The organism is Martinezella sp. CNPSo 3964, assembly GCF_057784375.1.
In genome coordinates this window covers 688862-704236 of record NZ_JBXSOW010000003.1, presented here as the reverse complement: position 1 = coordinate 704236, position 15375 = coordinate 688862, and the positions used below count along the sequence as shown (strand labels likewise).

Below are 15375 nucleotides of genomic sequence, written 5' to 3'. Positions count from 1 at the left end.
GGCTGCTTAGCCCCTCACCCCAACCCTCTCCCCGCGAGCGGGGAGAGGGGGCTATCGGACTCCATCAGCGCCTTCTGGGTAAATGGACAGAACCGCAAATTCGATACCGTCCCCTCTCCACGCTCGCGGGGAGAGGGTTGGGGTGAGGGGCAATCCCAACCTTTGAAGCCTAGGCCATCGCGCGCACCACAAATCGCGCAAAAGTGACTTCACGAACGGGTCACAGTTGAGGCTTAACAGGTCAGCGTTCCTTACTCCCGAGGATGACATCTAATGATCACAGTTCCCTTCGAAGCGCGGCGCTTTCAATCGACCGCGGCCTATTACCTGCGCTATCGCATCCCCTACCCGGACAGGCTGATTGCCCGCGTTGCCGAACGCAGCGGCCTGAAGCCCGGCGATCATGTGCTTGATCTTGGTTGCGGCCCCGGCCAGCTCGGCATCGCCTTCGCGCGGCTGCAGGGCGCGGCCGTCACCGCCATGGACCCGGAGCCGGAAATGCTCGCCGAAGTCGAGGCCGGCGCGAAGACGGCTGGCGTCGACATCAATATTCGTCAGGGCTCGTCCTATGATCTCGGCGCCGATATCGGTAAGCTGCACCTCTGCGTCATGGGCCGCTCCTTCCACTGGATGGACAGGCCGGCAACACTCCAAGCACTGGACAAGCTGATTGAGCCAGGCGGCGCCGTCGTCCTCTTCCACGACAAGGGCGTTCTGGCGGAACCGAACTGGCGCGGCATCCTTGAGCCGCTGATGGAAACCTATTCGCCGGAGCGCAGTGCGGAACGGCAGATGCGCAGGAGCAAGGAATGGGCACCGCATGAAGCCATGCTGCTCGCCTCCCCCTTCCGCAATCTGGAGCGGATCGGCATCGTCTCGGAATATGAAAGGGATATCGAAGAGATCGTCGGCCGCATCTTCTCCATGTCGTCAACCTCGCCGCAGGCGCTCGGCGACAAGGCCGCCGATTTTGAGGCGGCTCTGCGCGCCGAGCTTCTGGCGGTCGCGCCTGACGGCAAGTTCAAGGAAATCGTCGAGGCGAACGGGCTGCTCGCCTTCCGCGACTAGAGCGGGATTAGCCGACGTTTTCACCCGGCAGCGGCGAAAGCTCCTGCCGGGTCGCCGACAGGAATTCCTGCGACAGTTCGGCATTGTCCATCGCCCGCGCCAAGATGACGGCGCCGACCATGGCGGAAAGGCTCGCAAAAGCCTTGCGCCGGCGATCCTCCGGCTTTTCGCCGGGAACGATCTCCTCGAGCACTTCGACCAGCCCCATCAAACCGCCCGTGAAGGTGGACTGCATCTTCGGTCCATGGCGGCTGACCTCCTGCGTCAGCGCCGCAAAGACGCAGCCGGTCGCATGCTCCACCACGTTGCGATGCGAGAGATAATGGGCAAGCAGCGCTTCCAACGGCTGATCGGGCGAGCTTGACGCGACCTCCTTCCAGCGCGCCAGCGAGCGCGACACCAAGGCCTTGCTCGCCTCGCAGGCAAGCTCGTCCTTCGAATCGAAATGGCCGTAGAAGCCACCATGCGTCAGCCCCGCCGCCTTCATGATGTCGGCGACGCCGATGCCGTCAAAACCCTTCTCGCGAAAGAGCTCTCCTGCCACGGCAAGGATCTTCTCGCGATTCTCGGCGAACTTTTCCCGGCTCACTCTCATCAAAAAACTCCATAACAGCATCAATAAATCTGTATTGACAATTTATATGATGGCCATCATCAATACGCAACAAATATGATAACAATCATGTAAATGCCTTTACACAAACGTTCAAGCCGGGAGGGCGGCAGGGCGCTATAAGCGGATACGGTACCCCTGGCCGTCCGCGACCGAGCGCCTTCGCAAAACCTCTCGATTTCTGACGCCGAGACACGCAAACTTTATCGGAACGCACCTCATGGTTTCCACTGCCCTTGCTTCGACGCTCGCCCGGCGCAACATCCACTATGGATGGGTCGTCGTCGCCGCCACCTTCCTCACCATGCTGGTCACCGCCGGCGCCATGGGCGCGCCCGGTGTACTCATCAAGCCGCTGGAAGACGAGTTCGGCTGGAGCACCTCCTCCATTTCGTCCGCCCTTGCGGTCCGCCTCGTGCTGTTCGGCCTCATGGGTCCCTTCGCCGCCGCCTTCATGAACCATTTCGGCGTGCGCAAGGTCATCGTCTTCGCGCTGGCAACGATCTGTGTCGGCTTCATCGGCTCGCTCTATATGACCGAAGTCTGGCAGCTGCTGCTATGCTGGGGCATCATCATCGGCTTCGGCACTGGCCTCACCGCCATGGTGCTCGCCGCGACCGTCTCGACGCGCTGGTTCACCAAGCATCGCGGCCTCGTCATCGGCATGCTCTCGGCAAGCTCGGCCACGGGACAGCTCGTCTTCCTGCCGCTGATGGCGGAGTTGACGACGCGCTATGGCTGGCGCACCACCGTGCTTTTCGTCTGCGGCATGATCGTCGTTGCCGCCCTTATCGTGCTGCTTTTGATGCGCGACCGCCCCTCGGACGTCAATCTGCCGCTGGTCGGCGAAATTCACATCACACCACCGCCGGCGGCAACCAGGAACCTGAGGGCAGCACTCGCCTCGCCGATCGCGATCCTGCGCGAGGTATCCACGACCTCGACCTTCTGGATCCTCTTTGCCACCTTCTTCATCTGCGGCCTGTCGACCAACGGCCTGATCCAGACGCATTTCGTCACGCTCTGCGGCGATTTCGGCATCGTGCCGGTGGCGGCCGCCAGCGTACTCGCCGTCATGGGCATCTTCGATTTCTTCGGCACGATCGGCTCCGGCTGGCTCTCCGACCGCTTCGACAATCGCTGGCTGCTCTTCTGGTATTACGGCCTGCGCGGCCTGTCGCTGGTCTACCTGCCCTTCAGCAACTTCACCTTCTATGGCCTGTCGATCTTCGCCGTCTTCTACGGCCTCGACTGGATCGCTACCGTGCCGCCGACCGTCAAGATCGCCGCCGACCGCTTCGGCCGCGAAAAGGCCGGCCTCGTCTTCGGCTGGGTCTTTGCCGGCCACCAGCTGGGTGCTGCCACCGCCGCCTACGGCGCCGGCCTCACCCGCACGGAGCTGAACACCTACCTGCCCGCCTTCTTCGTCGCCGGCGCCTTCTGCCTGCTCGCCGCGATCCTGGCGATCACCCTGCAAAAATCCGGCTCCGCCAGCAAAGGCCCGGCCATGGCTCACTGAGCCGCAAGCGACAAAAGCCCGTGGCGCATACCCGCGCCATGGGCCAAACTGCAACCCTGCGGAAACACTCGCAATATCTGCCGACCCGGCTTGCGCGCCCCGCCGATCACATGCTAGACAGCCGCCTCGTCAGTACCCCGTTGCCCCATTGGCGGAATTGGTAGACGCGCTCGACTCAAAATCGAGTTTCGAAAGAAGTGCTGGTTCGACTCCGGCATGGGGCACCATCGGACAGGCAAAAAGCCGTATTTCACTGAAATCCTTAGCACAACTCGTCCTCCACTGAAGGAGGACCAAAAATGAAGACCATCACCCTGAAGTACGTGAAGAGGACAGGCACGGGCAGCTTCGAATATCGACGCCAAGTCCCGGCTTCGCTCGGCAAATCACTGGGACGGTAACAAAGTTCGGCGCGTTGCAAATGTAAGCGCATGAACAACTAACAACCTTCGAGGCAATCTAATTTCTCAAGAGTCAATAGTGACTATTGTAGAAAGTAACGAACATAGCCATTATGATATAGAAAATCGCCGCTATGTCGCCAACATCGCGGTGTTGGGGTGTGTGGTACATCCAAGTGAGGTTTGATGGTGCAATCTCGTTACGAGAATCCGATACCGGCGCGCGCCTCAAGGGACAACATTTGGGCCCTTGCGGAAGATATCGCGCGTAGTCTCGGATTCAAACGCGGTGACCCTATAGAGCCGCTCGTTACCGAGTTGGGCGGCAGTGTCTCTTTCGACAATCCTGTGGGCGAAGAAATCCAAGAATCTATTCGCGTCGAGCCGCAGGGAGGTTTCACAATTTTCCTGCCTGCAATCACCTCCGCAAGGCGTGACAAGTTTACGATAGCTCACGAACTGGGTCACCTGTTTTTGCATTTCCCATTTGTGCAGCGTCAGCATCCCGGTAAAGGCATGCGTGCCACAAGATGGGTTGATGAAAGCGACTCAGATCTCCAGCGTTGTGAGTGGGAAGCAAATTGGTTTGCTGCTTCATTCGTCATGCCAAAGACAGAATTTGTCTCCGCCTATGGCGAGGGCAATGATCTGGAACGTTTGGCCGACATGTTCGGTGTCAGCCAAAAAGCGGTGAAAGTGCGGATAAAGAGCCTGGAGCTAAAAGAACACGCGTGACGGTCTGTCCTAAACATCGGATTCGTCTATTTTTGACGGTCGACCTTGCTGGATCGACGGCGTTTAAAGCAAAAGGTGCTTCAGTCGAAGGCAAGGCACATCCGGGGTGGCTGGGCGAGTTCCGCGACTTTTATCGGGTTTTCCCCGAGGTTCTTGACGTCCACTATCGCGACACCAAAAGCGGCAAGCCCGAGGAGGATGAGGCCGCGCATGGCCCTAAGCTTTGGAAAATAATCGGGGACGAACTATTATTTTGCTGTAAGGTTTTGAACCTAGAACACTTATCATGCTGCGTTACTGCATTCATCGGCGCGCTAGAGGAGTATGGTATATCTCTAGCCAAAGCTCAGTTAGACGTGAAGGGTGCGGGATGGATTGCCGAATTTCCCGCGAAAAACGTCAGCTTCCTTATAACTAACGGCGAAATCTCTTTTACACTTCCGGATGAAGATTTTCTCACCGAAGATTTTGAGAACAGAGCCGATAACGAACCACACAGTTTCGACTTTCTCGGCAGCGCCATCGACGCCGGCTTTCGCGTGGCGCGATATGCCGAGACCGACAGATTCGCAGCATCAGCGGAGTTGGCTCTACTTCTTGCTGATGCGAAGGAGCAAAAGCTTTTCACACGAGACTTCCGTTACGACGGCAGGCAACATCTAAAGGGAGTCAACGGCGACCAACCCTATCCAATCGTCTGTATCGATACCGAGCGCGATGCTGTTAAAAGAGAGGTGCGTACGAGGGAGCGATTTGTCACTAAGGAGTCGGATATTGCTCCCTTAGCGCTCCGGGATTTTTTGCGCGCATATCTCATGTCGCACGGTATTGAAGTTCCCGTTTTGCCGGTAAACTCAAGATCGGTGTCTACACCGCTCCCCGTCTCATATGAAGAGTTCAGGAAGAACTGGCAACGACAAATTGAGGACGCAAAAAAGCAGGACAAAAACCTAGAGGACTCCGCTTCGCTTCACGAGAACGGGGAAGCCAACGCGCTTGATAGTCTGGTTACGGATTTTGCTCGGCACTTACAGTCAGCTGCAATGGAGTCTCTAACAAGACAGCGTTCCGCGAGATTTGAAACGATCGCGAACGACGCTCACTTGGAAGGTCGTCGTCGACAAGCCTTTTTGAGAAAAGCGAAAGAAGCTTCAGAAAGGCAAATGCGTCAGGCGAAACGTCCTCGTAAAGACAAGGGTGATGACGAGACCTAGTATCTCAAAAAATACGCATAGTGTGGTCACCCGAAGCCGTCAGCGCATTGTCCGTTCAAATGCTCGCGATAATTTAAGCCAACTATCCTATTCGCCACAAGTTCCGTAGGAAGCGACGGTACCGTGTCAACCGCGATCAAAGCATTGGTCATGTCTCGTAATCCCACCCCCACCATCACGAAAAATTTTGCCTTTCCGCCACTTCCGTCAGTCCCCGACCATTTACAGCCATAATCCTGCCCCCTAAAGGTTTGCAACGCAGCAAAAAGGGGCCCTCATGCTTCGTAGACTTTACGACTGGACCATGTCGCTTGCCGGCCGCAAATCGGCGGAAATCTGGTTGGCCATTATCGCCTTCGTCGAAAGCTCGATCTTTCTCGTTCCGGCCGACGTGCTTTTCCTGCCGATGTCGCTTGCCAAGCCTGAGCGCGCCTGGCGCTATGCGCTGACGGCGACGGTTGCCTCTGTGCTGGGCGGCATTGCCGGCTGGGCGCTCGGCTATTACGCCTTCGAGACCATCGCCAAACCGATCCTCGAATTCTACGGCAAGCTCGACGCCTTCAACCAGATGAGCGCCGGCATCACCTATGAATGGGTGCTCCTGCTGCTGGTCACGTCGGGCCTCGCGCATCTGCCGCCGATCAAGGTGGTGACCATCCTCTCCGGCGTCGCCCATATCGATCTCGGCCTGTTCATCATCTCGGCCATCGTCGCCCGCGGCGCCCGCTTCTTCTTCCTGGCCTTCCTGTTGCGCCGCTATGGCGAATCTATCCGCCACTTCATCGAGAAGCGCCTCGGCCAGATCACCATGGTCGCGGCCGGCATTCTGATTGCCCTATACGCCGTCTTCCATTTTGCCCTGGCAAGTTGACCAAGGAGCCCCCAGCATGTCCACGACTTCGCCCTCCTCCCGCGCCGGCCTCGGCTACGGTGCCCTGCTGACGATCGGCATGGTCGTCGTCATCGGCTCGGCGCTCGGCTTCCAGTATATCGGCGGCTATATCCCCTGCGCGCTCTGCCTGGAGCAGCGCCAGCCCTACTACTACGGCATCCCCGTCGCCATCATCGCCGTGCTGACGGCAGTTGCCGGCCTGCCTTCCTGGATCACCCGCGGGCTGCTGATCATCGCCGGCCTGATGATGGTGGTCGGCGGCGGCATCGGCGTCTACCACGCCGGCGTCGAATGGCACTTCTGGGAAGGCCCGACCACCTGCTCGACGACGGCAAGCAGCGTCACGCAGAATGCCGGCGACCTGCTCGGTCAGCTGAACACCATCAAGGGCCCATCCTGCACGGAAGCGGCACTGCGCATCCTCGGCCTGTCGATGGCCGGCTGGAACGTGATCGCCAGCGTGATCCTGGCTGCGATTGCTTTTGTGGGTGCTAAGAAGGCGGGTTGATTGAATTGAAGCCGTCAGGCGAACGAGCGATTGTCGTCGCTGCATGCCTGGCCCCTCGCCCCAACCCTCTCCCCGCACATGCAGGGAGAAGGAGGGCTCTACAATGCCCAACGCCGCTTCTGTTCATGTGGTGAGGCCGATTATCTTGCACTGTCGTCCCCTCGCCCCGCTTGCGGGGAGAGGGCTAGGGTGAGGGGCCGTGCATATAGGTGCGGCCAAGCGAAGCTCGCCCGACCTTCTCAGAAAATCAATCTTAAGGCTGCAGTTCCGAATCCCAGTAGAGATAGTCGAGCCAGCTGTCGTGCAGGTAGTTCGGCGGGAACAGGCGGCCGTTGTTGTGCAGGTCCTGCACGGTCGGCTGGTATGGCTTTTGCGCCGGGAACATGCCGGCCTGCTTCGGCAGCTTGCTGCCCTTGCGGAGATTGCACGGCGAACAGGCGGCCACAACGTTCTCCCAGGTCGTCTCGCCGCCATGGGCGCGCGGGATGACGTGGTCGAAGGTCAGGTCGTCATGGGAGCCGCAATACTGGCATTCGAACTTGTCGCGCAAGAAGACGTTGAAGCGGGTAAAGGCGGGATTGCGGGACGGCTGCACATATGTCTTCAGGCATACGACGCTCGGCAGCCGCATCGAGAAGCTCGGTGAGGACACGCACTGATCGTATTCTGCGATGATGTTCACACGGTCAAGAAAAACCGCCTTGATCGCGTCCTGCCAGGACCAGAGCGACAAGGGATAGTAACTCAGCGGTCTGTAGTCGGCGTTCAACACGAGCGCCGGCAAGGACTGCGGTGAGACTGCAATCGTCAAGGAACCCTCCTGATCGATTCGGCATCTGTACCTGTATATTAGGCCGGTTGTTACAGGATTGTGAAGTCCAATAAATTCAGTGCATAAAGGCAATTTCGGGGAGGCCGCAGATTAAACTATAGGCAGCGCATCCCGGCGTGTTTTTACGGCATAATAGGCCCAGAAAAGCCGCGCCGCGACCGAGCGCCAGGGCGCCCAAACCGCGGCTTCCCGGGCAACTGCCTTGGCCAAGGGCCTGACTTCATGGCCGAAAGCCATGCCGACGGCTGCCTGCAGCGCGACGTCGCCGGCCGGAAACACATCTGCGTGACCGCCGCAGAACATCAGGTAGACCTCGGCCGTCCAAGGGCCGATTCCCTTGATTCCAGTCAGCTCGGCGAGCGCCTTGTCAGGTGATTCGGCGCTCAGCGCATGCAGATCCAGGCTGCCGCCGGCAACAGCTTCGGCCACGCGCGCCAGCGTCTCGTGCTTGATTCGCGACAGGCCGAAGGTCCGCCATGCCTCCGGCTCGAGGCCGACGTAACCCCTAGCGGTCACCTGCCCCATCCCGGCGATCATCTTCCCCCAGATCGCATCGGCGCTGGCGCGGGAGACGACCTGCGAGACGATGATATGGGCAAGCCCCTCGAAGCCCGGTTCGCGCAGGCGTAGCGGCAAGGTGCCTGCCTCTGCGGCAACGGGCCGCAGGCGCGGATCGAGCTCCAATAGCGCAGCCAGTCCCTGTTCGATATCGCGCTCGTCGCGAATGATCTGCATGGCGTCTCGTAGTCCCCGGTTAAAATTCGTGGCAGAAGAAAGCATGATCGAGATTCCCCGTCAAAAACCGAAGTTCCGTTTTGCCCCGAGCCCGAACGGTCCGTTGCATCTCGGCCATGCGCTGTCGGCCATCCTCAATCACGACATGGCGCAGAAAAGCGGCGGCGATTTTCTGCTGCGCATCGAAGACATAGATCAGGCGCGCTGCACACCCGATTTCGAAGAGGGCATCTACACCGACCTTTCCTGGCTTGGCCTCAGCTGGCAGGAGCCGGTGCGCCGGCAGTCCAAGCACTTTCCGGCCTATCAGGAAGCGTTGCAAAGGCTCATCAAGCGCGGTCTTGTCTATCCCGCCTTCCTGACCCGCGGCGAGGTCAAATCACGCGTCGCTGCTTTCGAGGCAGATGGCAAATCATGGCTACGCGACCCCGACGGCACGCCGCTCTACCCGCCCGACGATCGCGAGCGCAGCGATGCCGAGCGGCAGCGCCTGCTGGCGTCACGCATGAAACATGCCTGGCGTCTCGACATTGAGAAGGCGCTGAAGACAACGAACGCGCCGCTCCACTGGCAGGAAAGCGGCGACGGCAAAACTGGCACTATCTCTGCCGACCCGGCCGCCTGGGGCGATGTGGTGCTATCGCGCTCGGATGCGCCTTCCAGCTATCATCTTTCCGTTGTCGTCGACGATGCCATACAGGGCATCACCCACATCGTGCGTGGGCTCGACCTTTTCCACGCCACCTCGATCCATCGCCTGCTGCAGACCCTGCTTGCCCTGCCGGAGCCGCTCTATCATCACCATCGCCTCCTCCTCGGCAGCGATGGCAAGAAACTGTCGAAGAGCCTGGGCGACACCGGCATTGCCGAATGGCGCAATCTGGGCCTCTCACCGGCGGAGCTTCGCCGCCGCATCGGTCTCTGATTCGGCCCTTGATTCGGATGGCCTTTTTTCGGTCGGCGCTTCGGCGGACGGACGGCCTGCCGCCTTGCCAAACAGCAAACGTCGCACGCGGAATTTCATCAAGGCTGCATTGATTTCCGCCCCCATGATGAAGATCACGGCAAGCATATAGAGGAAGATCAGCACGATCATCACGGATGCCAGACCGGCATAGGTGGCGGTGTAATTGGCGAAGGTTGAAAGGTAATAGGCAAAAAGCAGAGCGCCGATCGACCAGAAGACCAGCGTCAGGATCACGCCGGGGATGACGTCGAACACCCGCCTGCGCCCGGCCGCGAGCCACAGATGCAGGATCATCAGGCCCGCCAGCAACAGGAAGATCGTGCCGTAGATCCGCCAGCTGAAGACGATATCAAGGATATCGGCAAGCTTCGGCAGCCATTGCCTTGTGTAGTTGAGCGCGAGCGGCACGGCGACGAGCAGGATGCTGAGAATAGCAAAGATCAGCACGGCGATCAGTACATAGCCGAGACTGGCGAGACGGTTGAAATACCAGGGCCGAGTTTCAGGCACGCGATAGGCGCGGTTCAGCGATATACGCAGTGCCTCGACGCCGTTCGAGGCGAAATAGGCGGCCGCAAGCACGGAAATCGTCAAAAGCCCGCCGCGCGGAATGGTCAGCACCTGCACCACCTGATCGGCGAGCGGCTTGGCGATCGCCTCCGGCCAGGTATCGAAGATCAGATGCACCGCCGTCGACGAAAACTGGCTGGCGCCGAGAAAGCTCGCCAGCGCCGTGCCGAAGATCAGGAAGGGGAAAACCGCCAGCAGCGTCGACAGCGCCACATGGCTTGCCATGGCGAACCCGTCATCCTCGACGAAATGGAACACTGCGTCGTAGATCACCTTGTAAATCGTCCGCAGGGCTGTCGGCATTCCATCTCCGCTTGACGTCGGCATTCATCCGACGGTTGTCGCCGGTTGTCGATTGTATCGGGCTTCTGAATATGGGAAACGAGACCTGATTTGTACAGGAATCATCTTTCCATGACGGAACAACGCATTATCCTCGTCACAGGTTGCTCTTCCGGAATCGGCGCCTATTGCGCCCGGGCGTTGCGCGACGACGGATGGCGGGTCTTTGCGACGGTGCGCAGGCAGGAAGATCTCGCGGCGCTCGAAGCCGACGGCATCGAAGCCTTGCTACTCGATTACACAAAGCCCGAGACGATTTCCGCCACGGTGGCAGCGGTGCGCGAGCGCACGGGTGATCGTATCGATGCCCTTTTCAACAATGGCGCTTATGGCCAGCCGGGCGCCGTCGAGGATCTTGCGACCGATGTGCTGCGCGAACAGTTCGAGACGAATTTCTTCGGCTGGCACGAGCTGACGCGCCAGATCCTGCCGCTGATGCGCAAGCAGGGTCATGGCCGCATCGTCAATTGCTCGTCCATTCTGGGGCTCGTCCCCTACCGCTTCCGTGGCGCCTACACCGCCTCGAAGTTCGCGCTGGAAGGGCTGACGATCACGCTCAGAATGGAGCTGCAGGATAGCGGCATCCATGTGAGCCTCATCGAGCCCGGCCCGATTGCAACCAAGTTCACCGCCAATGCGCTCGCCAAGATCAACGAGCATATCAACCTCGAAGGTTCTCCTCATGCGGTGGAATACCGCAGGCAGCTGAAACGGCTTGATGGATCAGGGCCGATCAATAAACATAAATTGGGTCCGGAAGCGGTCTATGATGTGCTAAAATCCGCTTTGAACGTTGGAAATCCGCGCCCGCATTATTTGGTAACGACGCCTGCAAAGCAGGGCGTCCTTCTGAAAAGGCTATTGCCGGCTAACCTTTTCTATCGTCTGATGCGCCGGCTGGACTAGCGCAACCTCAGGCAAAGGCGCGGAGCGCCTTTTCCGTTCAGGATTGTGCAAACGATGACATAGATTGGCTTGGAACTTCCATGAAACGCCGAGCCATTCTGAGGACAAGGGTGGAGGAGCCATGTCTACCGTTACTTATGTTGCCGCCATCATTGTCATGGGCCTCGTCGCGATCGTTCTTATTCGCGGCCTGCTGAACATGATGAAAGGCGACAACCCCAACCTTTCGAACCGGCTGATGCAGCTGCGCGTCCTGCTGCAGGCAGTCGCAGTCATTCTGATCATGCTGACGCTCTGGCTGACGGGCGGCGGCCGCCCGGCCTAGAGCCGGATGATTTTAGGTCTGTTCGACCTAAAATCTGAATCCGCTCTAGAATCAAAGAAATAGAGCATGATGTCGCCCGAAAACCGCTAACACTTTTCGGCATCATGCTCGAAGGCAATTCCAGGAAAAGTGCGCAGCGGTTTTCCGTCCGGAATTGCGTAAAACAAAGGGATAGAGCGTTTCGCGATCCTAAGGAAAGCGAAAGGCTCTAACCGCAGGAACACGATGGTCAAGCTCAACAAGATCTACACCAAGACCGGCGACGACGGTACCACGGGCCTCGCCACCGGGCCGAGGCGGCTGAAGCACGACCTGCGCGTCGAAAGCTACGGCACTATCGATGAAGCCAATTCCGCCATCGGCGTCGCCCGGCTGCACATGTCCGACATGCCCGAGATCGACGCGATGCTGACGCGCATTCAGAACGATCTCTTCGATCTCGGCGCCGATCTTTCGACGCCTGAAACCGATGAGCCTCTGGCCTATGAACCCTTGCGTATCATCGAGCATCAGGTCGAGCGCCTCGAACACGATATCGACCTGCTCAATGCCGATCTCGAGCCGCTGAGATCCTTCGTTCTGCCGGCCGGGAGTGCTGCATCCGCCCATCTGCATCTCGCCCGCACCATTGCCAGGCGTGCCGAGCGCCTGATGGTGGCGCTGTCGCGTGAACAAGGCGAAAGGGTTAGCCCGGCGGCACTGAAATACGTCAACCGACTGTCCGATTTCCTCTTCGTCGCCGCACGCCATGCCAATGATCGTGGCCGCGCCGATGTGCTCTGGGTTCCGGGCAAGAATCGATAGCGGCATCCGCCAATCACCCGGGCATATGTATTGACGTTGACGTAAACGTTATTTATGCCTTTCAAGCAATTCGTCTCTCGGCGGCCTGGAAGCGTTGTAATTGGGGAAAAAACGCGTATCCATGTCGCCATTCGACAAATGGAATGGCGCTAAGCAGCGCATGTTCTCGGGCGGTCATGTTGAAGGAAGGATTCCATGAAGATACTGGTTCCCGTTAAGCGGGTTGTTGACTACAACGTGAAGATCCGCGTGAAGCCGGATGGTTCTGGCGTTGAGCTATCGAACGTGAAGATGTCGATGAACCCGTTCGACGAGATCTCGGTCGAAGAGGCGCTGCGCCTGAAGGAAGCCGGCAAGGCCGAGGAAATCGTGGTCGTATCGATCGGGCCTGCCAAGGCTGAAGAAACGCTGCGCACGGCCCTTGCCATGGGTGCGGACCGCGCCATCCTCGTTGAAACCGACGATGCCGTCGAGCCGCTGGCTGTCGCCAAGATACTCAAGGGTGTGGCGGAGGCCGAACAGCCGGGCCTCATCATCGTCGGCAAGCAGGCGATCGATGACGACAGCAACCAGACCGGCCAGATGCTGGCGGCGCTGCTCGGCACGGCCCAGGCAACCTTCGCCTCGAAGATCGAGATCGAAGCTGCTGGCCCTGGGGGCAAGGCCAAGGTCACCCGCGAAGTCGATGGCGGCCTGCAGACGATCGAAGTCAAGCTCCCGGCCGTCGTCACGTCAGACCTGCGCCTGAACGAACCGCGTTATGCTTCGCTGCCGAACATCATGAAGGCCAAGAAGAAGCCGCTCGACAAGAAGTCGCCGGCCGATTTCGGCGTATCGACCGAGCCGCGGCTGAAGGTCTTGAAGACGGAAGAGCCATCCGGCCGCAAGGCGGGCGTCAAGGTCAAGTCGGTTGCCGAGCTGGTCGAGAAGCTCAAGACCGAAGCCGGCGTCCTGTAACCCAGTCCGAACGAGGAGTTAGACATCATGGCCATTCTTCTTCTGGCTGATCACGACAATGCCCACCTCTCCGACCAGACTGCCAAGGCGCTGACGGCAGCGACGAAGATTGGCGGCGACGTCCATGTGCTGGTCGCCGGTGCCGGTGCCCAGGCTGCGGCCGGTGCGGCTGCCAAGCTTTCCGGCGTTTCCAAGGTATTGGTTGCCGAAGACGCAAGCCTTGCCAACAATCTGGCAGAACCGCTGGCGGCGCTGATCGTTTCGCTGGCCGGTTCCTACGACACCATCATCGGTGCTGCGACCTCGGTCGGCAAGAACGTGCTGCCGCGCGTCGCCGCCCTGCTCGACGTCGCCCAGGTCTCGGAAATCATCGAAGTGGTGTCGGCCGATACCTTCAAGCGTCCGATCTATGCCGGCAATGCCATCCAGACCGTGCAGTCGACCGACGCAAAGAAGGTCATCACCGTGCGCACGGCTTCGTTCGCGTCTGCTGCCGAAGACGGTTCAGCTGCAATCGAGACGGTATCTGCCGCGGCCGACCCGGCACTCTCCACCTTCGTCGGCGATGCCCTGTCCTCTTCGGATCGTCCGGAGCTGACATCCGCCAAGATCATCATCTCCGGTGGTCGCGCGCTCGGTTCTGCCGAGAAGTTCAAGGAAGTCATCCTTCCGGTTGCCGACAAGCTCGGTGCTGCCGTCGGCGCCTCGCGTGCTGCCGTCGATGCCGGCTATGCGCCGAACGACTGGCAGGTGGGCCAGACGGGCAAGGTGGTCGCACCACAGCTCTATATCGCCTGCGGCATCTCCGGCGCCATCCAGCATCTCGCCGGCATGAAGGATAGCAAGGTCATCGTCGCCATCAACAAGGACGAGGAAGCCCCGATCTTCCAGATCGCCGACTATGGCCTCGTCGCCGACCTCTTCGAAGCACTCCCGGAATTGCAAAAGGCGCTCTGAGCGCATCGATCGGGTTTCTCGCAGTTGCGAGAGACTGGAAAATCGTCTCTTATAGGTCTATCAATCTTTGCCGGGCTAGAAATGGCCCGGCAAATTTGTGGTTAGAAGCATAGCGCACCGCCAAGAGCGCGCCGCCGGGGAGTTGGCAATGAGTTCGCTGAAGACGATCGGTATTATCGGCGCCGGCCAGATGGGCTGCGGCATCGCCCATGTATCCGCCATGGCCGGCTACAAGGTCCATATCTACGATCTCTCGCAGGATCGCATCGAAAGCGGCCTTGCCACTATCAACGGCAACCTCGCCCGTCAGGTCGCATCCGGCAAGACGAGCGACGAAGAGCGCAAGGCAGCCCTTGCCCGCATCACCGGCTCGGCCGATCTCAATGATCTCGCCCAGGTCGACCTCGCCATCGAGGCCGCGACGGAAGACGAAAGCGTCAAGCGCAAGATCTATGCACAGGTATGTCCGGTGCTGAAGCCGGAAGCGCTGCTTGCCACCAATACGTCGTCACTGTCGATCACCCGGCTTGCCTCCGCCACCGACCGTCCCGAACGCTTCATGGGCATCCACTTCATGAACCCGGTCCCGGTCATGAAGCTCGTGGAGCTGGTGCGCGGCATCGCCACCGAAGAATCGACTTTCTCCGCCGCCAAGGACTACGTCTCCTCGCTGGAAAAGACGATCACCGTCGCCGAGGATTTCCCCGCCTTCATCGTCAATCGCATCCTGCTGCCGATGATCAACGAGGCGATCTACACGCTTTACGAAGGTGTCGGCACCGTCGACGCCATCGATACTGCCATGCGACTCGGCGCCAACCACCCGATGGGTCCGCTGCAGCTCGCAGACTTCATTGGCCTCGACACCTGCCTGTCGATCATGCAGGTGCTGCATGACGGGCTCGCCGACTCCAAGTACCGCCCCTGCCCGCTGCTGGTGAAATATGTCGAAGCTGGTTGGCTCGGCCGCAAATCCGGCCGCGGCTTCTACGATTACCGCGGCGAAGTGCCCGTCCCGACACGGTAATCG

General features: G+C 59.5%; 17 protein-coding genes and 1 tRNA gene. 14 read left to right on the top strand and 4 right to left on the bottom strand.

Features of this window, described 5'->3' with window-relative positions:
• Nucleotides 1–273 precede the first annotated feature (273 nt).
• Nucleotides 274–1068, top strand: coding sequence for a class I SAM-dependent methyltransferase (locus tag AC13Q5_RS13800; RefSeq protein ID WP_488501986.1), 795 nt, complete (start codon nucleotides 274–276; stop codon nucleotides 1066–1068).
• Nucleotides 1069–1075: 7 nt separating this feature from the next.
• Here the strand turns inward: AC13Q5_RS13800 and AC13Q5_RS13795 are convergent, their stop codons facing one another.
• A complete protein-coding gene (locus AC13Q5_RS13795; RefSeq protein WP_488501985.1) occupies nucleotides 1076–1663 on the bottom strand; it encodes a TetR/AcrR family transcriptional regulator in 588 nt (195 codons plus the stop codon).
• A gap of 238 nt (nucleotides 1664–1901) precedes the next feature.
• Between AC13Q5_RS13795 and AC13Q5_RS13790 the strand changes: the two genes are divergently transcribed.
• From AC13Q5_RS13790 to AC13Q5_RS13765, 6 genes are all read left to right on the top strand, one after another.
• Nucleotides 1902–3200, top strand: a complete 1299-nt coding sequence (locus tag AC13Q5_RS13790; protein ID WP_488501984.1) for an MFS transporter — start codon at nucleotides 1902–1904, stop codon at nucleotides 3198–3200.
• Between the two features lie 142 nt (nucleotides 3201–3342).
• Nucleotides 3343–3427, top strand: a tRNA-Leu gene (locus AC13Q5_RS13785).
• A gap of 360 nt (nucleotides 3428–3787) precedes the next feature.
• The gene (locus tag AC13Q5_RS13780) at nucleotides 3788–4336 is read left to right on the top strand and encodes an ImmA/IrrE family metallo-endopeptidase (protein WP_488501983.1); all 549 of its coding nucleotides are present in this window, start codon (nucleotides 3788–3790) and stop codon (nucleotides 4334–4336) included.
• A 32-nt stretch (nucleotides 4337–4368) separates the two neighbouring features.
• Nucleotides 4369–5550 (top strand): hypothetical protein, encoded by a 1182-nt coding sequence (locus AC13Q5_RS13775; RefSeq protein ID WP_488501982.1) that lies wholly within the window; start codon nucleotides 4369–4371, stop codon nucleotides 5548–5550.
• A 277-nt stretch (nucleotides 5551–5827) separates the two neighbouring features.
• A complete protein-coding gene (locus AC13Q5_RS13770) occupies nucleotides 5828–6421 on the top strand; it encodes a YqaA family protein (protein ID WP_488501981.1) in 594 nt (197 codons plus the stop codon).
• A 16-nt stretch (nucleotides 6422–6437) separates the two neighbouring features.
• Nucleotides 6438–6950: a disulfide bond formation protein B gene (locus AC13Q5_RS13765; RefSeq protein ID WP_488501980.1), complete on the top strand. Its 513-nt coding sequence runs from the start codon at nucleotides 6438–6440 to the stop codon at nucleotides 6948–6950.
• Nucleotides 6951–7203: 253 nt separating this feature from the next.
• Here the strand turns inward: AC13Q5_RS13765 and AC13Q5_RS13760 are convergent, their stop codons facing one another.
• Nucleotides 7204–7761: an HNH endonuclease gene (locus AC13Q5_RS13760; protein WP_015341304.1), complete on the bottom strand. Its 558-nt coding sequence runs from the start codon at nucleotides 7759–7761 to the stop codon at nucleotides 7204–7206.
• A 111-nt stretch (nucleotides 7762–7872) separates the two neighbouring features.
• Nucleotides 7873–8562 carry a DNA-3-methyladenine glycosylase family protein gene (locus AC13Q5_RS13755; RefSeq protein ID WP_488501979.1) on the bottom strand — a complete coding sequence of 230 codons (690 nt, stop codon included), beginning with the start codon at nucleotides 8560–8562 and terminating at the stop codon, nucleotides 7873–7875.
• Here AC13Q5_RS13755 and gluQRS point away from each other — a divergent pair.
• On the top strand, nucleotides 8561–9442 hold the full coding sequence (gene gluQRS / locus AC13Q5_RS13750) for a tRNA glutamyl-Q(34) synthetase GluQRS (RefSeq protein ID WP_488501978.1): 882 nt from the start codon (nucleotides 8561–8563) through the stop codon (nucleotides 9440–9442). The genes AC13Q5_RS13755 and gluQRS overlap by 2 nt on opposite strands.
• Here gluQRS and AC13Q5_RS13745 read toward each other — a convergent pair.
• Nucleotides 9407–10357 carry a YihY/virulence factor BrkB family protein gene (locus tag AC13Q5_RS13745; RefSeq protein WP_457882227.1) on the bottom strand — a complete coding sequence of 317 codons (951 nt, stop codon included), beginning with the start codon at nucleotides 10355–10357 and terminating at the stop codon, nucleotides 9407–9409. The genes gluQRS and AC13Q5_RS13745 overlap by 36 nt on opposite strands.
• A gap of 111 nt (nucleotides 10358–10468) precedes the next feature.
• Between AC13Q5_RS13745 and AC13Q5_RS13740 the strand changes: the two genes are divergently transcribed.
• From AC13Q5_RS13740 to AC13Q5_RS13715, 6 genes are all read left to right on the top strand, one after another.
• Entirely contained in the window at nucleotides 10469–11302 is an 834-nt protein-coding gene (locus AC13Q5_RS13740; protein WP_488501977.1) for an SDR family oxidoreductase, read from the top strand.
• Nucleotides 11303–11423: 121 nt separating this feature from the next.
• On the top strand, nucleotides 11424–11627 hold the full coding sequence (locus AC13Q5_RS13735; RefSeq protein WP_015341309.1) for a twin transmembrane helix small protein: 204 nt from the start codon (nucleotides 11424–11426) through the stop codon (nucleotides 11625–11627).
• Between the two features lie 225 nt (nucleotides 11628–11852).
• Entirely contained in the window at nucleotides 11853–12431 is a 579-nt protein-coding gene (locus tag AC13Q5_RS13730; protein ID WP_488501976.1) for a cob(I)yrinic acid a,c-diamide adenosyltransferase, read from the top strand.
• 195 nt (nucleotides 12432–12626) lie between these two features.
• Nucleotides 12627–13388 (top strand): electron transfer flavoprotein subunit beta/FixA family protein, encoded by a 762-nt coding sequence (locus tag AC13Q5_RS13725; RefSeq protein ID WP_488501975.1) that lies wholly within the window; start codon nucleotides 12627–12629, stop codon nucleotides 13386–13388.
• A gap of 27 nt (nucleotides 13389–13415) precedes the next feature.
• Nucleotides 13416–14345 carry an electron transfer flavoprotein subunit alpha/FixB family protein gene (locus AC13Q5_RS13720; protein WP_488501974.1) on the top strand — a complete coding sequence of 310 codons (930 nt, stop codon included), beginning with the start codon at nucleotides 13416–13418 and terminating at the stop codon, nucleotides 14343–14345.
• Between the two features lie 148 nt (nucleotides 14346–14493).
• Nucleotides 14494–15372 carry a 3-hydroxybutyryl-CoA dehydrogenase gene (locus AC13Q5_RS13715; RefSeq protein ID WP_075853771.1) on the top strand — a complete coding sequence of 293 codons (879 nt, stop codon included), beginning with the start codon at nucleotides 14494–14496 and terminating at the stop codon, nucleotides 15370–15372.
• Nucleotides 15373–15375: the final 3 nt, after the last annotated feature.